Genomic DNA, 15,764 nt, shown 5'->3' with positions numbered 1-15,764 from the left:
CGCGCCGGGGCGGCCGCTCCCGGGCCCCCGGCAGCCCGTACCGAGGAGGAGACTCCCATGGCATCCACCCTCGACATCCGCCGCGCGGACGAGCGCTTCCACACGCGGACCGGCTGGCTGGAGTCCCACCACTCGTTCTCCTTCGCACGGCACCGGGACCCGGCCAACACGCACTTCGGTCTGCTGCTCGTCTCCAACGACGACGTCGTCGCCCCCGGCACCGGCTTCGACACCCATCCGCACCGCGACATGGAGATCGTCACCTGGGTGCTGGAGGGCGGCCTCGTGCACCAGGACTCGGAGGGCCACAACGGGCTGATCCACCCGGGACTCGCGCAGCGGATGAGCGCCGGGCGCGGCATCCTGCACAGCGAGAAGAACGACTCGTGGACGCTCACCGGCGAGCCGGAGCACCGGAACCCGGTGCACTTCGTCCAGATGTGGACCGTCCCCGACGAGGCCGGGATCGCGCCCGGCTACGAGCAGCTGGACATCAACGACGAGCTGGCCCGCGGCAGCTGGACCGTCCTGGCCTCGGGCATGGCCCGGGACCGCGACCGGCGGGCGATCTCGATCCGGCAGAAGCACGCGGCACTCCAGGTCGCCCGCGTCCGGCCGGGCGAGACCCTGGAGATCGCCACGGCGCCGTTCGTCCACCTCTTCGTCGCCCGCGGCGAGGCGGACCTGGAGGGCGCGGGGCGCCTCGGGCAGGGCGACGCCGTGCGGATCGGCCGCGCCGAGGGGCAGCGGATCACCGCGGGGGCGGCGGGCGCGGAGGTGCTGATGTGGGAGATGACGGCGGCCCTCGGCCCGGCAGCCGCCTGACGCACGGGCGGGCCCGGAGCGCGCCCCGGCCCCGGGCCCGTCGAATCCGGCCACTCGGCCACCCTCGGCGCTCCACCGCACCCACGCCACAGCCGTCCCCCGGCCCCTCCGCCCAGCACTCCTCCCCTCCACCACTCCTTCCCTCTCCCCTCCTCCCCTCCTCCCGTCCGCCGGTCAAAGAGCACTGCCGCTTCACCGCTCGTTGTCACCCCGGTCACGGCCCGCTCCTATCGTCCGGTGGCGCGTGACTCCGTGCGCCGTCCGGCCACGGGGTGGTCACACAACTGGCGGTGAGTGACAGTGGAACGTCGCACCTTCCTGCGTGGAGCAGTCATCGGCACCTCGGCCGCGGCCTTCGGCGGCACCCTGATGCGGGGAGCCGCCTACGCGGCCCCCGCTCAGCCCGGCCCCGGCCCCTACGGCGCCCCGGGCGCGGCCGACGCGAACGGCATCCACCTGCCCGGCGGGTTCAGCAGCCGGGTGATCGCCCGGTCGGGACAGACCGTCCCGGGCACCTCGTACACCTGGCACAGCGCACCCGACGGCGGCGCCTGCTTCGCCGACGGCACGGGCTGGATCTACGTCTCCAACTCCGAGATCGACCCCGGCGGCGGCGCGAGCGCCGTCAGCTTCAGCGCGGCGGGTACCGTCACCGGCGCCCGCCGCATCCTCTCCGGCACCCGGCAGAACTGCGCGGGCGGCAGCACCCCGTGGAACACCTGGCTGTCCTGCGAGGAGGTCAGCCGGGGCTACGTCCACGAGACGGACCCGTGGGGCGTGCGGCCGGCCCGGCGCCGCGACGCGATGGGCCGCTTCAAGCACGAGGCGGCCGCCGCCGATCCGGTGCGCCGGACGGTCTACCTCACCGAGGACGAGACCGACGGCTGCTTCTACCGCTTCACCCCCGACACCTGGGGCGACCTGTCCAGCGGCACCCTTCAGGTGCTCAAGGCCGGTTCCGGGACGTCCGGTTCCTTCAGCTGGGCGACCGTGCCCGACCCGGACGGCTCCCCCACCGTCACCCGGAACCAGGTCTCCGGCGCCAAGCGGTTCAACGGCGGCGAGGGGTGCCACTACGCCAACGGCACCGTCTGGTTCACCACCAAGGGCGACAACCGGGTCTGGCAGCTCGACCTGGCGAACGGCACCTACCAACTGGCCTACGACGACTCCCTGGTCGTGGGCACGGACGCCCCGCTGACCGGCGTGGACAACATCACCGGCACCTCCTCCGGCGACCTCTTCGTCGCCGAGGACGGCGGCACCATGGAGATCTGCGTCATCACCCCGGACGATGTCGTCGCGCCGTTCCTGCGGATCAACGGCCAGTCCGCCTCCGAGATCACCGGCCCGGCCTTCTCCCCCGACGGACGCCGGCTCTACTTCTCCAGCCAGCGTGGCACGAGCGGCAGTTCGTCGACCGGCATCACCTACGAGGTCACCGGCCCGTTCCGGGCGTAATCCCGGCCCGACGCGGACGCGGGGGCCGCACCGGCGGCCGGGGTCCGGGGCGGCCCGGCCCCCGTCCGGGCGGTCACCGTGCCGCGAAGCGGCCCTGCCTGCTCAGGGACCTGCCGCTCAGGAACCGGCGCCGCTCGCCGCGGCCGGCACCTCCGCGACCTCCGACGGCGACGGCACCACGGCGGCGGCGCCGCCCCGCAACAGGGCGGCGCCCAACGGCGTCAGGGTGTGCAGCACCGCGCCGCCGTGCCGCAGCGTGACGACGAGCCCGGCCTCCCGCAGCACGCTCGCGTGCTGGCTGGCCGACGCGGCCGACACCCCGACCCTGCGGGCGAGTTCCCCGGTCGTACAGCCGTGGCCGATGGTCCGCAGCACCGCGGACCGGGTGTGCCCCACCAGCTTGCCGAGCGAGCCGACGTCCCCCGCGCAGCTGCGCACCGGCCTCGGCGGCACCGACTCCTCGGTGTGCTCCACCGGGTAGACCAGCACCGGCGTCAGATCCCGGTCGTGGAACGTCACCGGGGTCCGGCGGCAGAAGAACGACGGCAGCAGCAACAGCCCCCGGCCGCCGAGGTACAGGTCCCGGTCGACCGGATAGTCCGACTCCAGCACCGGGGAGCGCCAGCGCATGGTCCCCGGCAGCGACGCCAGCAGCCGGTCGGTGCCGCCGTCCAGCAGCGCCCGGCCGCGCGCCGCCCGGTCGGCCTCGATCCGGGCCCGTATATGCGGCCAGTACGGGGCGATGGCGGCCCGGTGGTAGCTGCGCAGGGCGCCGATGAGCCGGCCCAGCGCCCCACTGTCGCCGTCGGCGAGCTCGCGCAGCCAGCCCGGCCGGGTGCGCGCCGTGCCGAGCAGCGACAGCTCGCGCTGCAGCCGCGGCGCCGGTGTCTCGCGCAGCGCCTCGATCGCCGGCTCCACGCCGAGCACGCCTTCCGGCGGCGTCAGGAAGTCGGGGAAATAACCGCGCGACGGCACCAGGGAAGAGAGCAGGCGTGTTTCACCATTCAACCTGGATCGCGCTTCACAACGCCACGGTCCGTAAACCGTTGGCCCTTGCTTGTCGCGTAGTCGGTGAAAACTGAGGACGGATTCCCATAGCGCGTCCGGACGTGCGGCTATCCGGACCCGGGCGAGATCAAGCCCGGTGAAATGGATGCGTAGCACCAAACCCCCACAAGTGGCCCCCGCCATTGCCCCGGTCACCGAGTATGCACTCCGGCACTGTCGGTTACCACGCCGTTTAAGCCACAGTTGAAACGGGTCGCGGGCCTCCGGCCGCTACCGAAATGCTGGACCCCGTCGGGCACACGGAAGCCGCCGATGGGACTGTTGTGGGGGCAGTGCGGCGGTTCGCTTCCGGGCGGCTTTGGGTACCGCCTCGCGCTCGGCAGGGGTTACGGCCTGCGGTCCGGTGCACACGAGCCCGCCCGGACCGCGGGTCGAACACCTGACAGCCGTCCGCGATACGGCGCCCGCGGAATCCCGGCCCCTCCGAACGGGCCGGCACCCTGCGCAAACGCCCGCCACCGAGGACCACCCCCCTCCCTCCGGCGATTCCCTTCCCGCACTTCCGCCCAGCTCCGCACCGACACGACTTCGACGTGCCGGCGCGCACGCGTCGGCCCAGCGAGCCCCACGCGGCTCGCCCCACCGACTGGCCGGGTACCCTCCATGCGGCGGTCCGATCATGGACCGGTCGCAGCGGACGCGCGGAGGAACGGACTCCAAAAGGCGGACTCGATTCCGCGAACCGCATGGAGCCGGTACGGCGCCGCATGACCCCGCCATCACGCAGGGGATGAGCAAGGGCACGGCGGCCACGGCAATCCCCATGAGGACTCCGGGTGCACGCATTGCGAACCATTTGTGTACCGGTTGCGCACGACAGGGCTGCCGCATTGCCCCATGCTCATAGGACAAGGCCGGGCGTTCCGGCGGCCCGTGCGGAAGTCTCCATCACCGCACCGGAGTTGCCGGAATCCCCGGGACGCCGCACAAGGAACGCCGACAAGCCCATCCCCCGCACGGCCCGCCCGATCGAACTCATTCGTACGGGGTGACGGACTCATTGCACACGAGGCACGCACGGACAGGGAAAGCGATTGCGGCGGCCCTCTCCAGCCCATGAACCATCGAAGCGCACCACGGACAACTCCGGCACAGGACGACTCGCGTCCATCGGCTCGCGTGGCGGTCGCCCGCGCTCCGCGGTTCGGAGACTCGCACCCGCCCGGAGAGCCGGGCACACACCGAGCCGAGCGACGCCCGCACATCCGACACGCAGAACCCGAGGAGGGACATGCGCAAGATCAGGACAGCTACGGTTCTCGCCACAGCATTCGCCACCGTGCTGCTGTTCCCGGGAACGAGCAACGCCGGCACGAACAGCGGCTGGGTCTACACCACCGACTGGGATCCCGGTGGTGCCGGAGCCTTCGGACACGACGGCGACGTGATCAAGGCCTGCGATGACCAGGCGGACGGCTACGACGTCATCATCCATCTGTTCAGGATGAGCAACTACAAGGATCTGGCCACGGTCAAGACGAACGGCGGACACCAGGACTGCGAGACGAGAGGCTTCGCCCGCAAGGTGCCCGAGAACATCCGGGTGGGCATCCGCGTGTCACTGGCGAAGAACGGGCACGAGAAGTTCCACGGCCGGAAGTTCAACCTGATTTCCTGAGTCCGGCGCCCGGCGCCCTGCGGCCGGCCGAGGGGAGCGGAGGCCGGGCCGGACCCGTGGCGCAGGGCAAGCACCGAGGCGTTCACCAAGGAGACGGCCACCCCGGCGCGGGAGTGGGTGGCACCGCCACAAACGGTGCCACCCACTCCCGTACGGCCCCATGCCGTCACCGTTCGCCGGCCACGCCCCGTGGCCGGGCCGCCGGCCGGAACAACTCCCGCGCCGGGGCCCGTCCGAGCCCCGGCCGGACCCCGGCCACGCACGCGTCTCCCCCTGCGCGCTCAGGCCTTGCTGGTAAGGGTCCGGAGCAGGGTGTCGAGATAACGGCGCTGACCGTCGACATCGGAGGGCAGGGCCTGCGGGACCGCGTGGAGGAGCTGGATCTGGCCGAGGTGAGCGGTGTAGACCAGCACGCCGCGACGGTGCGCCTCGTCGGCGGGAAAACCGAGATCGGTGAAGATCTGGGTGACGAACGCGATCCGGCGCTCGGTCACCCGTCGCAGCACGGCGGCCACTTGAGGGTGCGAGATCGACGTCAGCAGGGTGACTTCGATGGGATCTCCGCTGGTCGCCGCCGCAGGGACCGCTTTGAACAGGCTGCGCAGCCGCCGCTGCGGGTCCGGCTCCGGTTCCACCGCAGCGATCACGTGTTCCGTGTTCGTCTCTTCCCAGTGGCTGAGCGCGGCCTCGATCAGCGCGTCCCGGTTGGCGAAGTGCCAGTAGAAACTGCCCTTCGTGGTCCCCAGGCGCTTGGCGAGCGGCTCGACCGCGACAGCCCGCAGGCCGCCTTCACCGATGGCCGTCAGGGCTGCGTCGATCCAGTCCTGAGCAGCCAGTCGGCCGCTTTCACGGGGTGGCTGATTCTTGCGGTGCACCATGGCGCCATACGCTACCGTATGGACATCCATACGCTTCCGTATGGTGCGCGGCGGAGCGTGCAGGAAGACGTTCCGTCGCGGCCGTGCGGGCCCGACGTGCCTGCGTCGAGACCCGTACGGGAGCAGGCGCATCAGGAGGGGGTGTCCGCGGCACGATACCGCGTCCCCTCCCTTCACCACGGGGGAACGAGACCATGCGAACGACCCGGCCCACAGCGCGCGGCACCTGGCCGAAGAGCGGTACCGACAACAGGAATCCGGCAGCGGTGGCCGCCGACGGGCTCACCACCGATCGGCCGGCCGGCCACGGGGGGACGGAGTCATGCTGACCGAGACGGGATTCTGCACCCGGGACGTGGCTCCGGAGGACCGGTTCGACTACTGGCGGGACATCCTGTCCAAGAACGACGCGCCCGCGGAGATTCTCAGCGGCCGGGCATCCGACTTCCCCGCGTCACTACGCATCCTGCAGCTGGGCGCGGTACGCCTGTGGAAGACCGAGCACCCTGGGATGACGCTCCGCCGCACCCGGAAACTGATCCGGCATTCCGATCCGGAGATCTATCACCTGTCACTGGTCCTCCGCGGCACCAAGACGCTGACCCTGCGCGAGCGCGAAGTGCACTACGGAGCCTATGACGTGACGCTCCTCGACACCTCGCGCCCGTACTTCATGGAGGCACGCACCGAAGACGGCGGGGAACACGTCCTGAGCACGGATGTCTTCATTCCGCGTCACCTGCTGCCGCTGCCGGCGACGAGCGTCGGCCGGCTCCTCAACCGGCGGTTCTCCGGCCGGGACGGGCTCGGGGGCATACTCGCCACCTTTCTCACCCGGATCTGGGACGACACCGGCTCCTATCACCCCACCGACGGGCCGCGGCTGGGCACGGTCGCCACCGATCTGCTCTTCGCGCTCTTCGCCCACGTCCTCGACGCCGAGCGGCCCCTCGAACCGGAGCCCCAGCGCCGCAGTCTGACCCTGCGCATCAGGACCTTCATCCACCAGCACCTCTCCGACCCCGGCCTCACCCCCCGCACCATCGCGGCCGCACACCACATTTCCCTGAGCTACCTGCACCGCCTCTTCCAGGAGGAGCAGCTCACCGTCGCCGGCTGGATCCGCCACCAGCGACTCGAACGGGCACGCCACGACCTCGCCGACGCCGCGCTGTGCCACACCCCCGTCTACGCGATCGCCGCCCGCTGGGGTTTCCCCGCGCCTCCGACTTCACCCGCGTCTTCACCTCCGCCTACGGCGTGTCGCCCACGGCCTACCGGAACGAAGCGCGCCACACGAGCATCGGCGCGTAGCGCTCGCCCGTAGCCGCCGGCGGACGCATCGCCGGGCCCTCGCCCTTGAGGCCCGATCGGGGTCGTTCGGCACGGCCCATCGGGCATCCGGCCCGGCATGAGGTGTTCCGCGGGCCGGAGGGAGTGCGGGCCGGAAAAGAACGGGGGCGGCACCTCCGCACAGGGTGGATGGCTGGCTTCCTGACCTGGGAAGCCAGCCATTCCTCATGCCCCAGGGCACTCTCAGGGCACATCGCTCAGGACGGCTTCCATCATGTCGGCCGTCCGATCCACCTCCGCCTCCCACAGATGCGTGTAGACGTTCAGCGTGATCGACGGCTTGGCATGACCGAGGCGCATCTGAACCTGCTTCGGCGTCGCCCCGTTCTTGATCAGCACGGAGGCGTAGAAGTGGCGCAGATCATGAAGCGTAGTGTCCTCGGGGACGCGTACCTTGCTGCCGGACTTCGCCAGGTAGGCGTTCGCCCGCTTGATGTTGCGGGCCCACAGCTTCGCCCAGCTTCCGCGCCGGATCGCCCCGCCCGTCTCGCTCGTGTACAGCAGCCGAGCATGACGCCACACGGGCTTACGCGGGTTCGTCCGGTCCTCGATGTGCACGACCTTGGGCGGGAACTTCTTCCGGTGCCGCTCGATCTCGTCGACAACAGACCTCCCCTGGGGAACTGCCCTGTAGCTCTGCTTGGTCTTCGGCTCTCCCAGGTACGGCACGCCCTTGTCGGGGCCGATCATCTGCTGCTTGACCGTGACGGTCTCGGCCGGCTCGTCGTCTTCCAGGCCGAACAGCTCGCCCTGGCGGAGTCCGGTGGAAGCCGCCTGCCGCACCAGAGCCCGGTACCGCGGGGACGCGGTGACGATGAGCGCCCTCACGGCCTCCGGGTGGAGCGGGTGGATCTCCGGATAGAACACCTCGGGCGGCTTGAGGCCCTCCCACGGGTACTTCGGGATGATGCCCTCTTGGTGGGCCATCTTCAGGATGCTGGTGCAGACGTTCCAGGACGTCGCGAACGTCGACGGGGCGATGGCCGAGAACCGATCTTTGATCCACTTCTGTCCGTCTGCCCGCTGGATGCTGCCGATCTGCCGGTTGCCGAAAGTCGGGTAGATGTGCAGCCGTAGGGCACGCTCGACGTTCGACTCGGTCCGCTCGCGGTGTACAGCCACCTCCTGCCAGCGCTCGGCGACAGCCTTGAACTTCTGCTTGCCAAGCTCCCGGTTCACGAACGTGCCGCCGTCGAGTTCGGACGTCACCTTCGCGGCCCGGGACTCCGCGGCCGTCTTCTTCGCGTAGTTCTCCTTGCACTGCTTGCCGGAGAGATCCCGGTAGCGCACCTGCCAGCGTTTCCCGACTCCGTGCCCTGCGCTCGGGTACACGGTCGCCGTCTTGGTGCTGTGCGCTTCGCACGGCTCGGCGTCGGCCGGCGGTCGGGACAGGTGCCAGCGGTCATACACGTCAGCCATCAGTTCCCCTCCCCCCAGAGCAAGCCGCGCCAGCCATGAAGCGGCTTACTGTCTGGAGGGGTTCATTGCCGTCTCGGGTCATGCTGCGCATCGACCTCCGATCTCTTCGGCGTCGTACTTGTCAAGCGCTGCGGCGTCGTACAGAACCTGTCGACCCCGCCTGATGAAGCACTGCGGGCCGCTTCCGGCGTAGCGCCAGTAGCGGACAGTCGCGGGGGACGTGCGGTAGCGCTCTGCGACTTCCGCGGTCGTCAAGTACCTCTTCATGACTTCCCTCCTCAAAATTCAGGGGCGGTGGCGGGCAGGGGTACTCGCGCCTGTCCGAGGCCCGGATTTCTGCGTCATTGCGTCATCAGCGACATTCGCGCGTCTGACCTGCGGCTTTGCTTGACGCAGTGGTCAGGGGCTGCGTCATCGGTGCGGCATGGGCTGCGTCATCGCGTGACGCAGGTGACGCAGGATGACGCAGGGATCGGAGTCTGCGTCATGCCGTTCGCCGCAGGTCAGGGGCCGTTTGGCGTCCCGCGTGACGCAGATGACGCAGTGTCTTCCCTCTTAGGACAAAGAGGGGGTGGTGTCTGTTGTGGTGCTGGGTGGCGCCTCAAAGCGTGAAGAAGGAGCCGCTTCGCGGCGCGTCCTTCGAGCGGCGCGTTGCGCCGAACAGCAAGAGGAGCACCCCTGGCAGGTGGTGCTCTTCTTGCTTGTCCGGCGGCGCGTGGCCGTGGGTCAGAACACGCGCCCCTGCGCGTGTGGGGGCGAGGCGGCCGGGCGGGTCATTTCGAGGTAGCGGCCCGTGCTGGTGCGCCCGGAGTCGATGAGGACGCCCCGGGCGGCCAGGGTCGGTTGGAGACGCTTGAGCCGGTCGGAAAGGACCTTGCCCGTCGTCGGCCACCCCTTGGGCAGAGGACGCGGCTCGTCGCTGCTGTAGATGCCGCTCAGGAGGTGCAGCCACTCGGTAGAGGTCATCCGCTGCGCCGCGCCCGGAGCGATTGTGTCGGCGTGCCGGAGGACGGTCTGCGCGAGGAGGTCACCCTCGATCACGTCGTCGTTCAGGTCGTCCAGGCTCGCCCGGTAGGCGGTGAGCGCCCCGAGCCCGGTGGCGGCATCGAGCTGGGCGCACAGGTGCGCGAAGTCCGCCATCCGCAGATCAGTGGGAGTCTCCGCGTCCACCGCGCGGACCCTCACGGTGAGATCCAGGAGCGACCCGAGGACGACCGGCAGCACCTCGGCGTACTCGGCCCACAGCTCCGCTTCGGTGCGCCGGACCTTGGGGCGCTCCAGACGCAGTGGCAGGAGCCGTTCGGCGAGGTCGGGGCGGATGACGCCCACGTCGATGCCTGTGAGGAGCAGGGGGCGGCGGTAGCCGACGCGGAAGACGTCCCCGTCGGTGAACAGGGCGCGCTTGACGCTCTCGGCGCCGGTGACGATGCAGCACATGGCGTCGGACAGTTCGGGGGTCATGTGGGAGAGGTTGTCCAGGGCGGTGACCCATCCGGCTGCGACCGCCGCGATCAGGTTCTCCTCATCCTTCGGAGCGCGCCGCAGGTCCCCGCTCATGCCTTCCACGATCCTGGTGAGCATCCGCCCGCCGGTGGACTTGCCCGCGCCTTGCGGGCCGGTGAGGAAGGGGGCAGGGACGGGCACGGACGGGCCGAGGCAGCCGATCAGCCACGCGATGGCCAGGCACTCGGTCTCGGCGGTGGCGAAGTTGCACAGCCGCAGAAGCAGGTCGATGCCCTTGCCGTCGGTGTCCTTGGCCGGCAGGGGCAGTTCCCCGGTGAGCTGGGTGCGGCGCCAGCACACCTCGCGCGGGTCGGGAACGGTGATCTCCCAGCCGGTGGGGTGGATGCGGACGGACTGCCCGTCGTCGCGGCCCAGGTCCAGCCACGTCGCCCCGTCGAACCCGGGAGCGACGCGGATGCGGACCGGTTGCACGTCCTCGCTCAGCGCGAGTGCTTCGATCAGGTCCAACGCTTCCTTGAGCGCGGTCCCGTTGAACACGCCGCGTCCGTCGCGGAACAGGCCGACCATGAGTTCCTGCCGGTGGCTGCCCGTCGTGCCCTGTGAGCGGATCGGACGGGCCACGGGGTGGCCTTTCCTCTGCGCGTACACGGTGCCGTCGGGGGTGCGGAAATACCGGAAGTGAGCCTGCGCGTAGTCGGTGATGACCTCGCGGGCGGGGGTCTTCTCGTCGTCTGCCATGGTCACATCCCCAGTGCGGTGCGGGCGTTGGCCCAGGCGTCGGTGCAGTGCCGGACGGTTTCGCCCTTGGCCTGCGCGGCGGTGAACAGGCGCGTGATGTGGGCGTGGGTGAGGCAGCCGCACCGGCCGTGCGTGGAGAGCACGGCCAGGAACGTGCGGTAGACGGTCGTGTGCACCGCCTCACTCGCCCCGGTGATGCGCTGCTCCGCCATGGCGATGCCGCGCTCCAGGAACGCGGGCGTGCGATGACGGCACTCCCCGCCCCCGGCCAGCGCGGGCACCGTGACGGCCTGCGGTCCGGGCCGAGCCGGGGCGGGCTTGCTCACTGCCAGCGCACGGACGGTGTCCGGCAGGGCGGTCATGGTGCCGGTCCCGGGCCCGAGCCACCGGGCGTAGGCCATGGTCGACTTGATGTCGACGCCGGGACGGACGGCGTTCACCGAGCGCATGGCGCCCCGGTAGATCCAGTGCTCACCGCGCGTCGTCGGCACGGTCCGCGTGGCGGGCAGGGCGCCGTGGGCCCATGCGATGGCTTCCGCGTTGTCCAGGTCGACCACGGTCAGCCCGGCGCCGCCGGGGTGGTAGCCGACACACACCGCCTGCCGCCACGCCGCACCCCACGAGGGCGAGGCGATGACGGCCGGGTCGGTGGTGGCGGCGGCCCAGGCGTGGCAGACGCCGGAGCAGGCGCAGGGCCCGGGGGTCTTCATGTTCGGCCGCCCGCCGCACGCGTTGCCCGCGCAGGCCGGGCAGTTACCGAAGGGGACCTTGCCCGCCCGCAGCGGCAGGACCGGGATCTGTGACGCCGCGAGGTCGAGCGCAGTACGCAGGTGCTCGCTCATGCCGCCACCTCCAGCGTGCGGGAGGCGAGGAAGGCGCAGCCGATGTGCTCGGTGTAGGCGGGCGGCAGGGCCTCCCTCAGCCGGAAGTGGTCGGTGGACCAGTCGATGCCCTTGGCCGCGCGGATCTCGGGCACGGTGGCCTTTCCGCCGCCGGAGCCGTAGGCGGCCACGTAGGGGCCGTCGAAGTACTCGCCGTGCCGCCAGCCACGGACCCGACCGCGGTGGACGGGGTGCGCCGGCTGCCGGGTCGTCCACCCACCGAGTTCGAAGTAGCGGTGCATGAGCACGGCCAGGCCGAACATCTCACCGCACAGCCGCAGGTCCTTGCGCACGGTGCTACCGGCCACGTTCTCGATCACGTACGGCACCCCGGTCGCCTCCAGCGCGGCCCGGGTCGGTGTGATCAGGCGGGGGTGGGTGCGGCCGGTGGCCTTGTTGCGGGCGGCGTTGGTGCCCTTGGTGGGGGCTCCTTCGCCCTGGCAGGGCGGGGAGGCATGGATGAAGTCGAACTCCGCACCGTGGGCGCGGATGAACTCGATCGCATCCCCCTGGTGGAAGACGTCGCCGCAGTAGTCGGGCTGCGGGACCAGGTCCACGCCGGTGACGTGGAAACCGGCGCGCTGATAGCCGCGGGCCGCGCCACCGATGCAGGAGAACGCGTCCAGGACCCGCAGCACGCGGGGTCGCCGGATCCGGGCAGGTTGAGTCATGCTGGATGCCTCCAGTTCTCTCGGGATTGCTGGCAGACGAGGGCGGCCCCGATTCATTGGCGTGAGAGGGGGCCGCCCTCGGCGTTGCTACTCGCAGGCGCACTCGGGAACGTCGCCGTACCCGGTGTCGCCGCACTGGCAGCAGTGCGGGTGGGGGTAGGGCTCGCTGTCGTCGGTGGGCTCGCACAGTTCGCAGTCGATGAACTCGTCGTCCTCGTACACGGGCGGTGCTCCTCAGTGGTGGTGGATGGTGCCGTGGGCTCGGCCGAAGAGGCCGGTGGCGGTGACGTGCTGGGTGATCTGCGTCGGGGCGGCATGCCGGTGGCTGGTGAGGGTGGTGCGGAGCCAGCCGATGCCGACCGTGAGCGCGAGGCCGAGTGCGGCGATGGCGTAGAGGAGCGTTTCCAGGTGCGGGAGTGCGGGGGCGAGCTGGCCGATGCCCCAGCCGGTGAGGGCGAGCGTTCCGCCGGTGGACAGGCTCAGCGCGCTGTACTTCCACACCCACGCCGGAACGGCCGGTGCCGCGGGCACCTGATGGGCGCCCGGCATCGGGGCCGGAGCGTGGGTCCACGCGACGGGCGCGGTGTTCGCGAGCGCCGCGTGGCGGTGTTCCTCTTCGCGGATGAGGTCCCAGACCCGGGCCATGTAGGCGGGGTCGTTGACCGGCTGGACGGGGATGGCGACCGGTCCCCGGTGGACCACCGGCGCGGGCGGGGCCGGTCGGGGGTCGAGGAGTTCGCGCGGGAGTGTCATGGCGGGGCTCCTAGCTGATGAGTTGGGCGATGGCGTCCAGGGCGTGGGTGATGGCGGGGGCGTCCAGGGCGTGGGTGATGGCGGGGGCGATTCCGGTGGAGGCGAGGAAGAAGCCGAACAGCGCGGCGGTGAGGGCGCCGCCGGCGCGGGCGGTGCCGTTGCGGAGCTGGGCGGCGAGGATGAGGGCGAGCAGGACTGCTGCGGGGATGGTGAGCGTCAAGGCGTCACTTTCTGTGTCGGAATCCGTGTGCCGCACACAGCGGCCGGCGAGAGGCCCGGGAACCGGCCCGGAGGGGCCCCTCGGGGCCGGTTCGGGGAGTGCTGGTGTGTGCCCCCACACGCCCCACACGCGCAGGTCACGGCCCCACACGGCCGTGTGTGGGGCACACAGGCTGTGTGGGGGTCCGTGTGGGGCTGGCTGTGTGGGGCCACACAGCCGGGCGCCGCTACTGTGCGTGTTGGGCGTGGTAGCGGCGGATGGCGTCGGCGAGGGTGTCGGCGAGGTATCCGGCCTTGGGCTTGCCCTCGGTTCCGGCGCGGACGGTGCCGACGCCGGGCCGCTCGACGCCGACCTGGCGGAGGAGTTCGCCGAGCTCGGTGCCGAGCGCGGTGGCGTCCATGCCGAGCCGTGCGGCGAGGTCGCCGGTGTGCATCCGGCCGCCCGCGGCGACGACCTCGTTGTGCGCGTCGGCGAGAAGCCGCGGCACCGGGGAGGGCCGGTCGGCCGGTCCGCCGGCCTGGGCCACGACGCGTCCGAACGCGGCCCGGATCACCGTCGCGTCCTCCGCTTCGCCGCCCCCGTCGGGGGCGCTCGTCTGCTCCTCGGCGGTGCTGCCGACGGAGCCGAGGAGGTCGTCCAGCGCGGAGGCCCCGAACCGTCGCCGTTCGGCGACCGGGGCCGGACTGCCCTCGGCGGTCGGGGCGGCCGCGGTGGTGGTGCAGGGCCCGGTGCCGGTGGTGGGCAGGCCGGTGATGTCGTCGGCGGCGGGGTGGAGGACGTCGAGGTCGGTGTAGGGGCGGGTGGTGTCGGCGAGCTTCTGTGTCTTGTACAGGCGCGGGAGGATCCGGCCCCAGCGGGAGGCGTAGAAGCGGGCGGGTTCGGTGTCGAGGAACACCTTGTCGAGGCGGGGGCGGCGTGGTGCGAGTTTCGGGGAGAGGCCGCGGATCTGCTTCGGGGGGATGCGGTAGGCCTTGAAGGGGGTGGGGTCGGTGTCGACGTCCTCGGCGTCCGGGGCGCCGATGAAGCCGCTGCCCTTGCGGGAGGCGGCTTTGGGGTCCAGCCGCACGCCGCCGGTGGGGAAGAGGTGGTGCAGCTCCTCGGGGTCGGAGACGCGCATGCCGACCCGGGCGCGGGACTGCTTCTTCATGGCGGCGGTGATGACGTCCTGGGTGGCGCGCAGGCCGCAGATGATGGTGCGGACCCGGGCGGCGCGGCCGGTGTTGACGATGGTGTCCAGCTTCTCCAGCAGGGGGCGGGAGAGTTCGGCGATCTCGTCCACGATGAGCAGCACTTCGGGCACGTCCGGGGAGACGGGGATCTTGTCGTCGTCCACGGCGTCCATCAGGTCCTGGTAGCCCGCCTTGCGGGAGCCGATGCCCGCGATCAGCACGTCACACAGGATGTGGGCTTCGGTCTCGGTGTCGGCGGTCCAGTCGATGACCGGCACCTCGGCGTCGCCGTCCAGGGCCCAGGAACGCAGCCAGGGCAGGGAGATCCCGGCGCCGGTGGTGTCGATGTGCATCACCATCGTGTCGTTGGTCTTGAGCGCCTGGGCGTTGGCGACGTTGACCGTGTTCGTCTTGCCCGAGCCGGTCTGCCCGGTGAGCAGCGCGCAGGTGTCCACCACCGGGATCACGGCGGGGTTGGCGTCGGGCCGCAGCCCGAGGGCGAGTCCGTCGTAGATGGTGGTGGTCTCGGTGTCGTCGGGGAAGGGGATGTCCTTCTCCATGACGTCCACGCTGGTGACGCGGATCTGGAGCTGGCCGTGGACTTCGCCGTCCACGATCTGCACGCCCCCGCCGCGTGGGAGGCGGAGGTCGGCGGCGAGCTTGCGCGGGGCGTCGGCGGGCAGTTCGGGGGTGTCGGAGGGCATCCGGACGCGGACGGTGTAGCCGACCTCGCCGGGCCAGGGCTTGACCCCGTCCACCTCGTGGTCTTTGAGGCGGAAGAGGCGGGTGAGGCGTTCGTCCCACTGTCGGGCCTGGCCGTTGGCCCACTTCTGCAGGCGCCGCACCGACCGTTCGGCCCGGGCGGTCTGCTCGGCGCGGACCAGGCCGCGGGCCAGGGTGATGCCGGCGGCGGTCCCGGCCGCCCACCATCCGGCCGCATGCCAGGTCAGCGGCGTGTGGGCTTCCAGCGCGACCGCGGTCCAGCCCCCGGCTGCCAGCCAGGCGGCGCAGCGGGCGGTGATGTGGCCGCCGGGGCGGTGCTGGTAGAGGTCGGCGGCGGCCTGGGCGGTGGCGCCGGTCCCGGCGACGAGCAGGGCGTGGGAGGCGGGCAGGCCGGTCAGGGAGCCGAGGGAGGCGATGCTGTAGGCGCCGCCGGCCACCAGGGCGGCGGCGGTTGCGGGGCTGACGTTCCAGCCCCAGTCCAGAGCGAAGCTGCGGGCCATCAGGGTCCTCGCTTCCGTGAGTG

The 15,764-nt window shown here is 71.3% G+C and carries 15 protein-coding genes; 4 read left to right on the top strand and 11 right to left on the bottom strand.

The genetic code is table 11. The features are described from left to right. The first annotated feature begins 57 nt into the window (after positions 1-57). Positions 58-825 carry a pirin family protein gene (locus ABT112_RS06685; RefSeq protein ID WP_351506303.1) on the top strand — a complete coding sequence of 256 codons (768 nt, stop codon included), beginning with the start codon at positions 58-60 and terminating at the stop codon, positions 823-825. A gap of 300 nt (positions 826-1,125) precedes the next feature. Next, positions 1,126-2,286: an alkaline phosphatase PhoX gene (locus ABT112_RS06680; protein ID WP_351506300.1), complete on the top strand. Its 1,161-nt coding sequence runs from the start codon at positions 1,126-1,128 to the stop codon at positions 2,284-2,286. Positions 2,287-2,403: 117 nt separating this feature from the next. Here ABT112_RS06680 and ABT112_RS06675 read toward each other — a convergent pair whose 3' ends face one another. Further along, the gene (locus ABT112_RS06675; RefSeq protein ID WP_351506298.1) at positions 2,404-3,450 is read right to left on the bottom strand and encodes a helix-turn-helix domain-containing protein; all 1,047 of its coding nucleotides are present in this window, start codon (positions 3,448-3,450) and stop codon (positions 2,404-2,406) included. Positions 3,451-4,585: 1,135 nt separating this feature from the next. Here ABT112_RS06675 and ABT112_RS06670 point away from each other — a divergent pair. After that, complete coding sequence (locus tag ABT112_RS06670) at positions 4,586-4,972, top strand: hypothetical protein (protein WP_351506296.1); 387 nt, start codon at positions 4,586-4,588, stop codon at positions 4,970-4,972. 281 nt (positions 4,973-5,253) lie between these two features. Here the strand turns inward: ABT112_RS06670 and ABT112_RS06665 are convergent, their stop codons facing one another. Continuing rightward, positions 5,254-5,850 carry a TetR/AcrR family transcriptional regulator gene (locus ABT112_RS06665; protein ID WP_351506294.1) on the bottom strand — a complete coding sequence of 199 codons (597 nt, stop codon included), beginning with the start codon at positions 5,848-5,850 and terminating at the stop codon, positions 5,254-5,256. Positions 5,851-6,172: 322 nt separating this feature from the next. On the opposite strand from ABT112_RS06665, the gene ABT112_RS06660 reads away from it, so the two are divergent. After that, positions 6,173-7,177 (top strand): AraC-like ligand-binding domain-containing protein, encoded by a 1,005-nt coding sequence (locus ABT112_RS06660; RefSeq protein WP_351506292.1) that lies wholly within the window; start codon positions 6,173-6,175, stop codon positions 7,175-7,177. Between the two features lie 209 nt (positions 7,178-7,386). On the opposite strand, the gene ABT112_RS06655 is transcribed toward ABT112_RS06660, so the two are convergent. The 9 genes from ABT112_RS06655 to ABT112_RS06615 form a co-directional block, all read right to left on the bottom strand. Beyond that, positions 7,387-8,622 carry a tyrosine-type recombinase/integrase gene (locus tag ABT112_RS06655; RefSeq protein WP_351506290.1) on the bottom strand — a complete coding sequence of 412 codons (1,236 nt, stop codon included), beginning with the start codon at positions 8,620-8,622 and terminating at the stop codon, positions 7,387-7,389. 78 nt (positions 8,623-8,700) lie between these two features. Further along, a complete protein-coding gene (locus tag ABT112_RS06650) occupies positions 8,701-8,889 on the bottom strand; it encodes a helix-turn-helix domain-containing protein (RefSeq protein WP_351506288.1) in 189 nt (62 codons plus the stop codon). A 459-nt stretch (positions 8,890-9,348) separates the two neighbouring features. Further along, the gene (locus ABT112_RS06645) at positions 9,349-10,824 is read right to left on the bottom strand and encodes an AICE element replication initiation protein (RefSeq protein WP_351506285.1); all 1,476 of its coding nucleotides are present in this window, start codon (positions 10,822-10,824) and stop codon (positions 9,349-9,351) included. Between the two features lie 2 nt (positions 10,825-10,826). After that, complete coding sequence (locus tag ABT112_RS06640; protein WP_351506283.1) at positions 10,827-11,666, bottom strand: bifunctional DNA primase/polymerase; 840 nt, start codon at positions 11,664-11,666, stop codon at positions 10,827-10,829. Beyond that, the gene (locus ABT112_RS06635) at positions 11,663-12,376 is read right to left on the bottom strand and encodes a class I SAM-dependent methyltransferase (RefSeq protein ID WP_351506281.1); all 714 of its coding nucleotides are present in this window, start codon (positions 12,374-12,376) and stop codon (positions 11,663-11,665) included. Before ABT112_RS06635 ends, ABT112_RS06640 begins: the two co-directional genes overlap by 4 nt. Before the next feature lie 87 nt (positions 12,377-12,463). Further along, a complete protein-coding gene (locus ABT112_RS06630) occupies positions 12,464-12,598 on the bottom strand; it encodes a hypothetical protein (protein ID WP_351506279.1) in 135 nt (44 codons plus the stop codon). A gap of 12 nt (positions 12,599-12,610) precedes the next feature. Next, positions 12,611-13,129, bottom strand: coding sequence for a hypothetical protein (locus ABT112_RS06625; protein WP_351506277.1), 519 nt, complete (start codon positions 13,127-13,129; stop codon positions 12,611-12,613). Between the two features lie 10 nt (positions 13,130-13,139). Beyond that, positions 13,140-13,349: a hypothetical protein gene (locus ABT112_RS06620; protein WP_351506275.1), complete on the bottom strand. Its 210-nt coding sequence runs from the start codon at positions 13,347-13,349 to the stop codon at positions 13,140-13,142. 226 nt (positions 13,350-13,575) lie between these two features. Beyond that, a complete protein-coding gene (locus tag ABT112_RS06615; RefSeq protein ID WP_351506272.1) occupies positions 13,576-15,741 on the bottom strand; it encodes an AAA family ATPase in 2,166 nt (721 codons plus the stop codon). Between the last annotated feature and the right edge of the window lie 23 nt (positions 15,742-15,764).

This window comes from Streptomyces sp. NPDC002055 (genome assembly GCF_040296705.1).
GTDB lineage: Bacteria > Actinomycetota > Actinomycetes > Streptomycetales > Streptomycetaceae > Streptomyces.
Note: the sequence above shows the minus strand (reverse complement) of the source record. Positions and strands in the feature narration are given on the sequence as shown.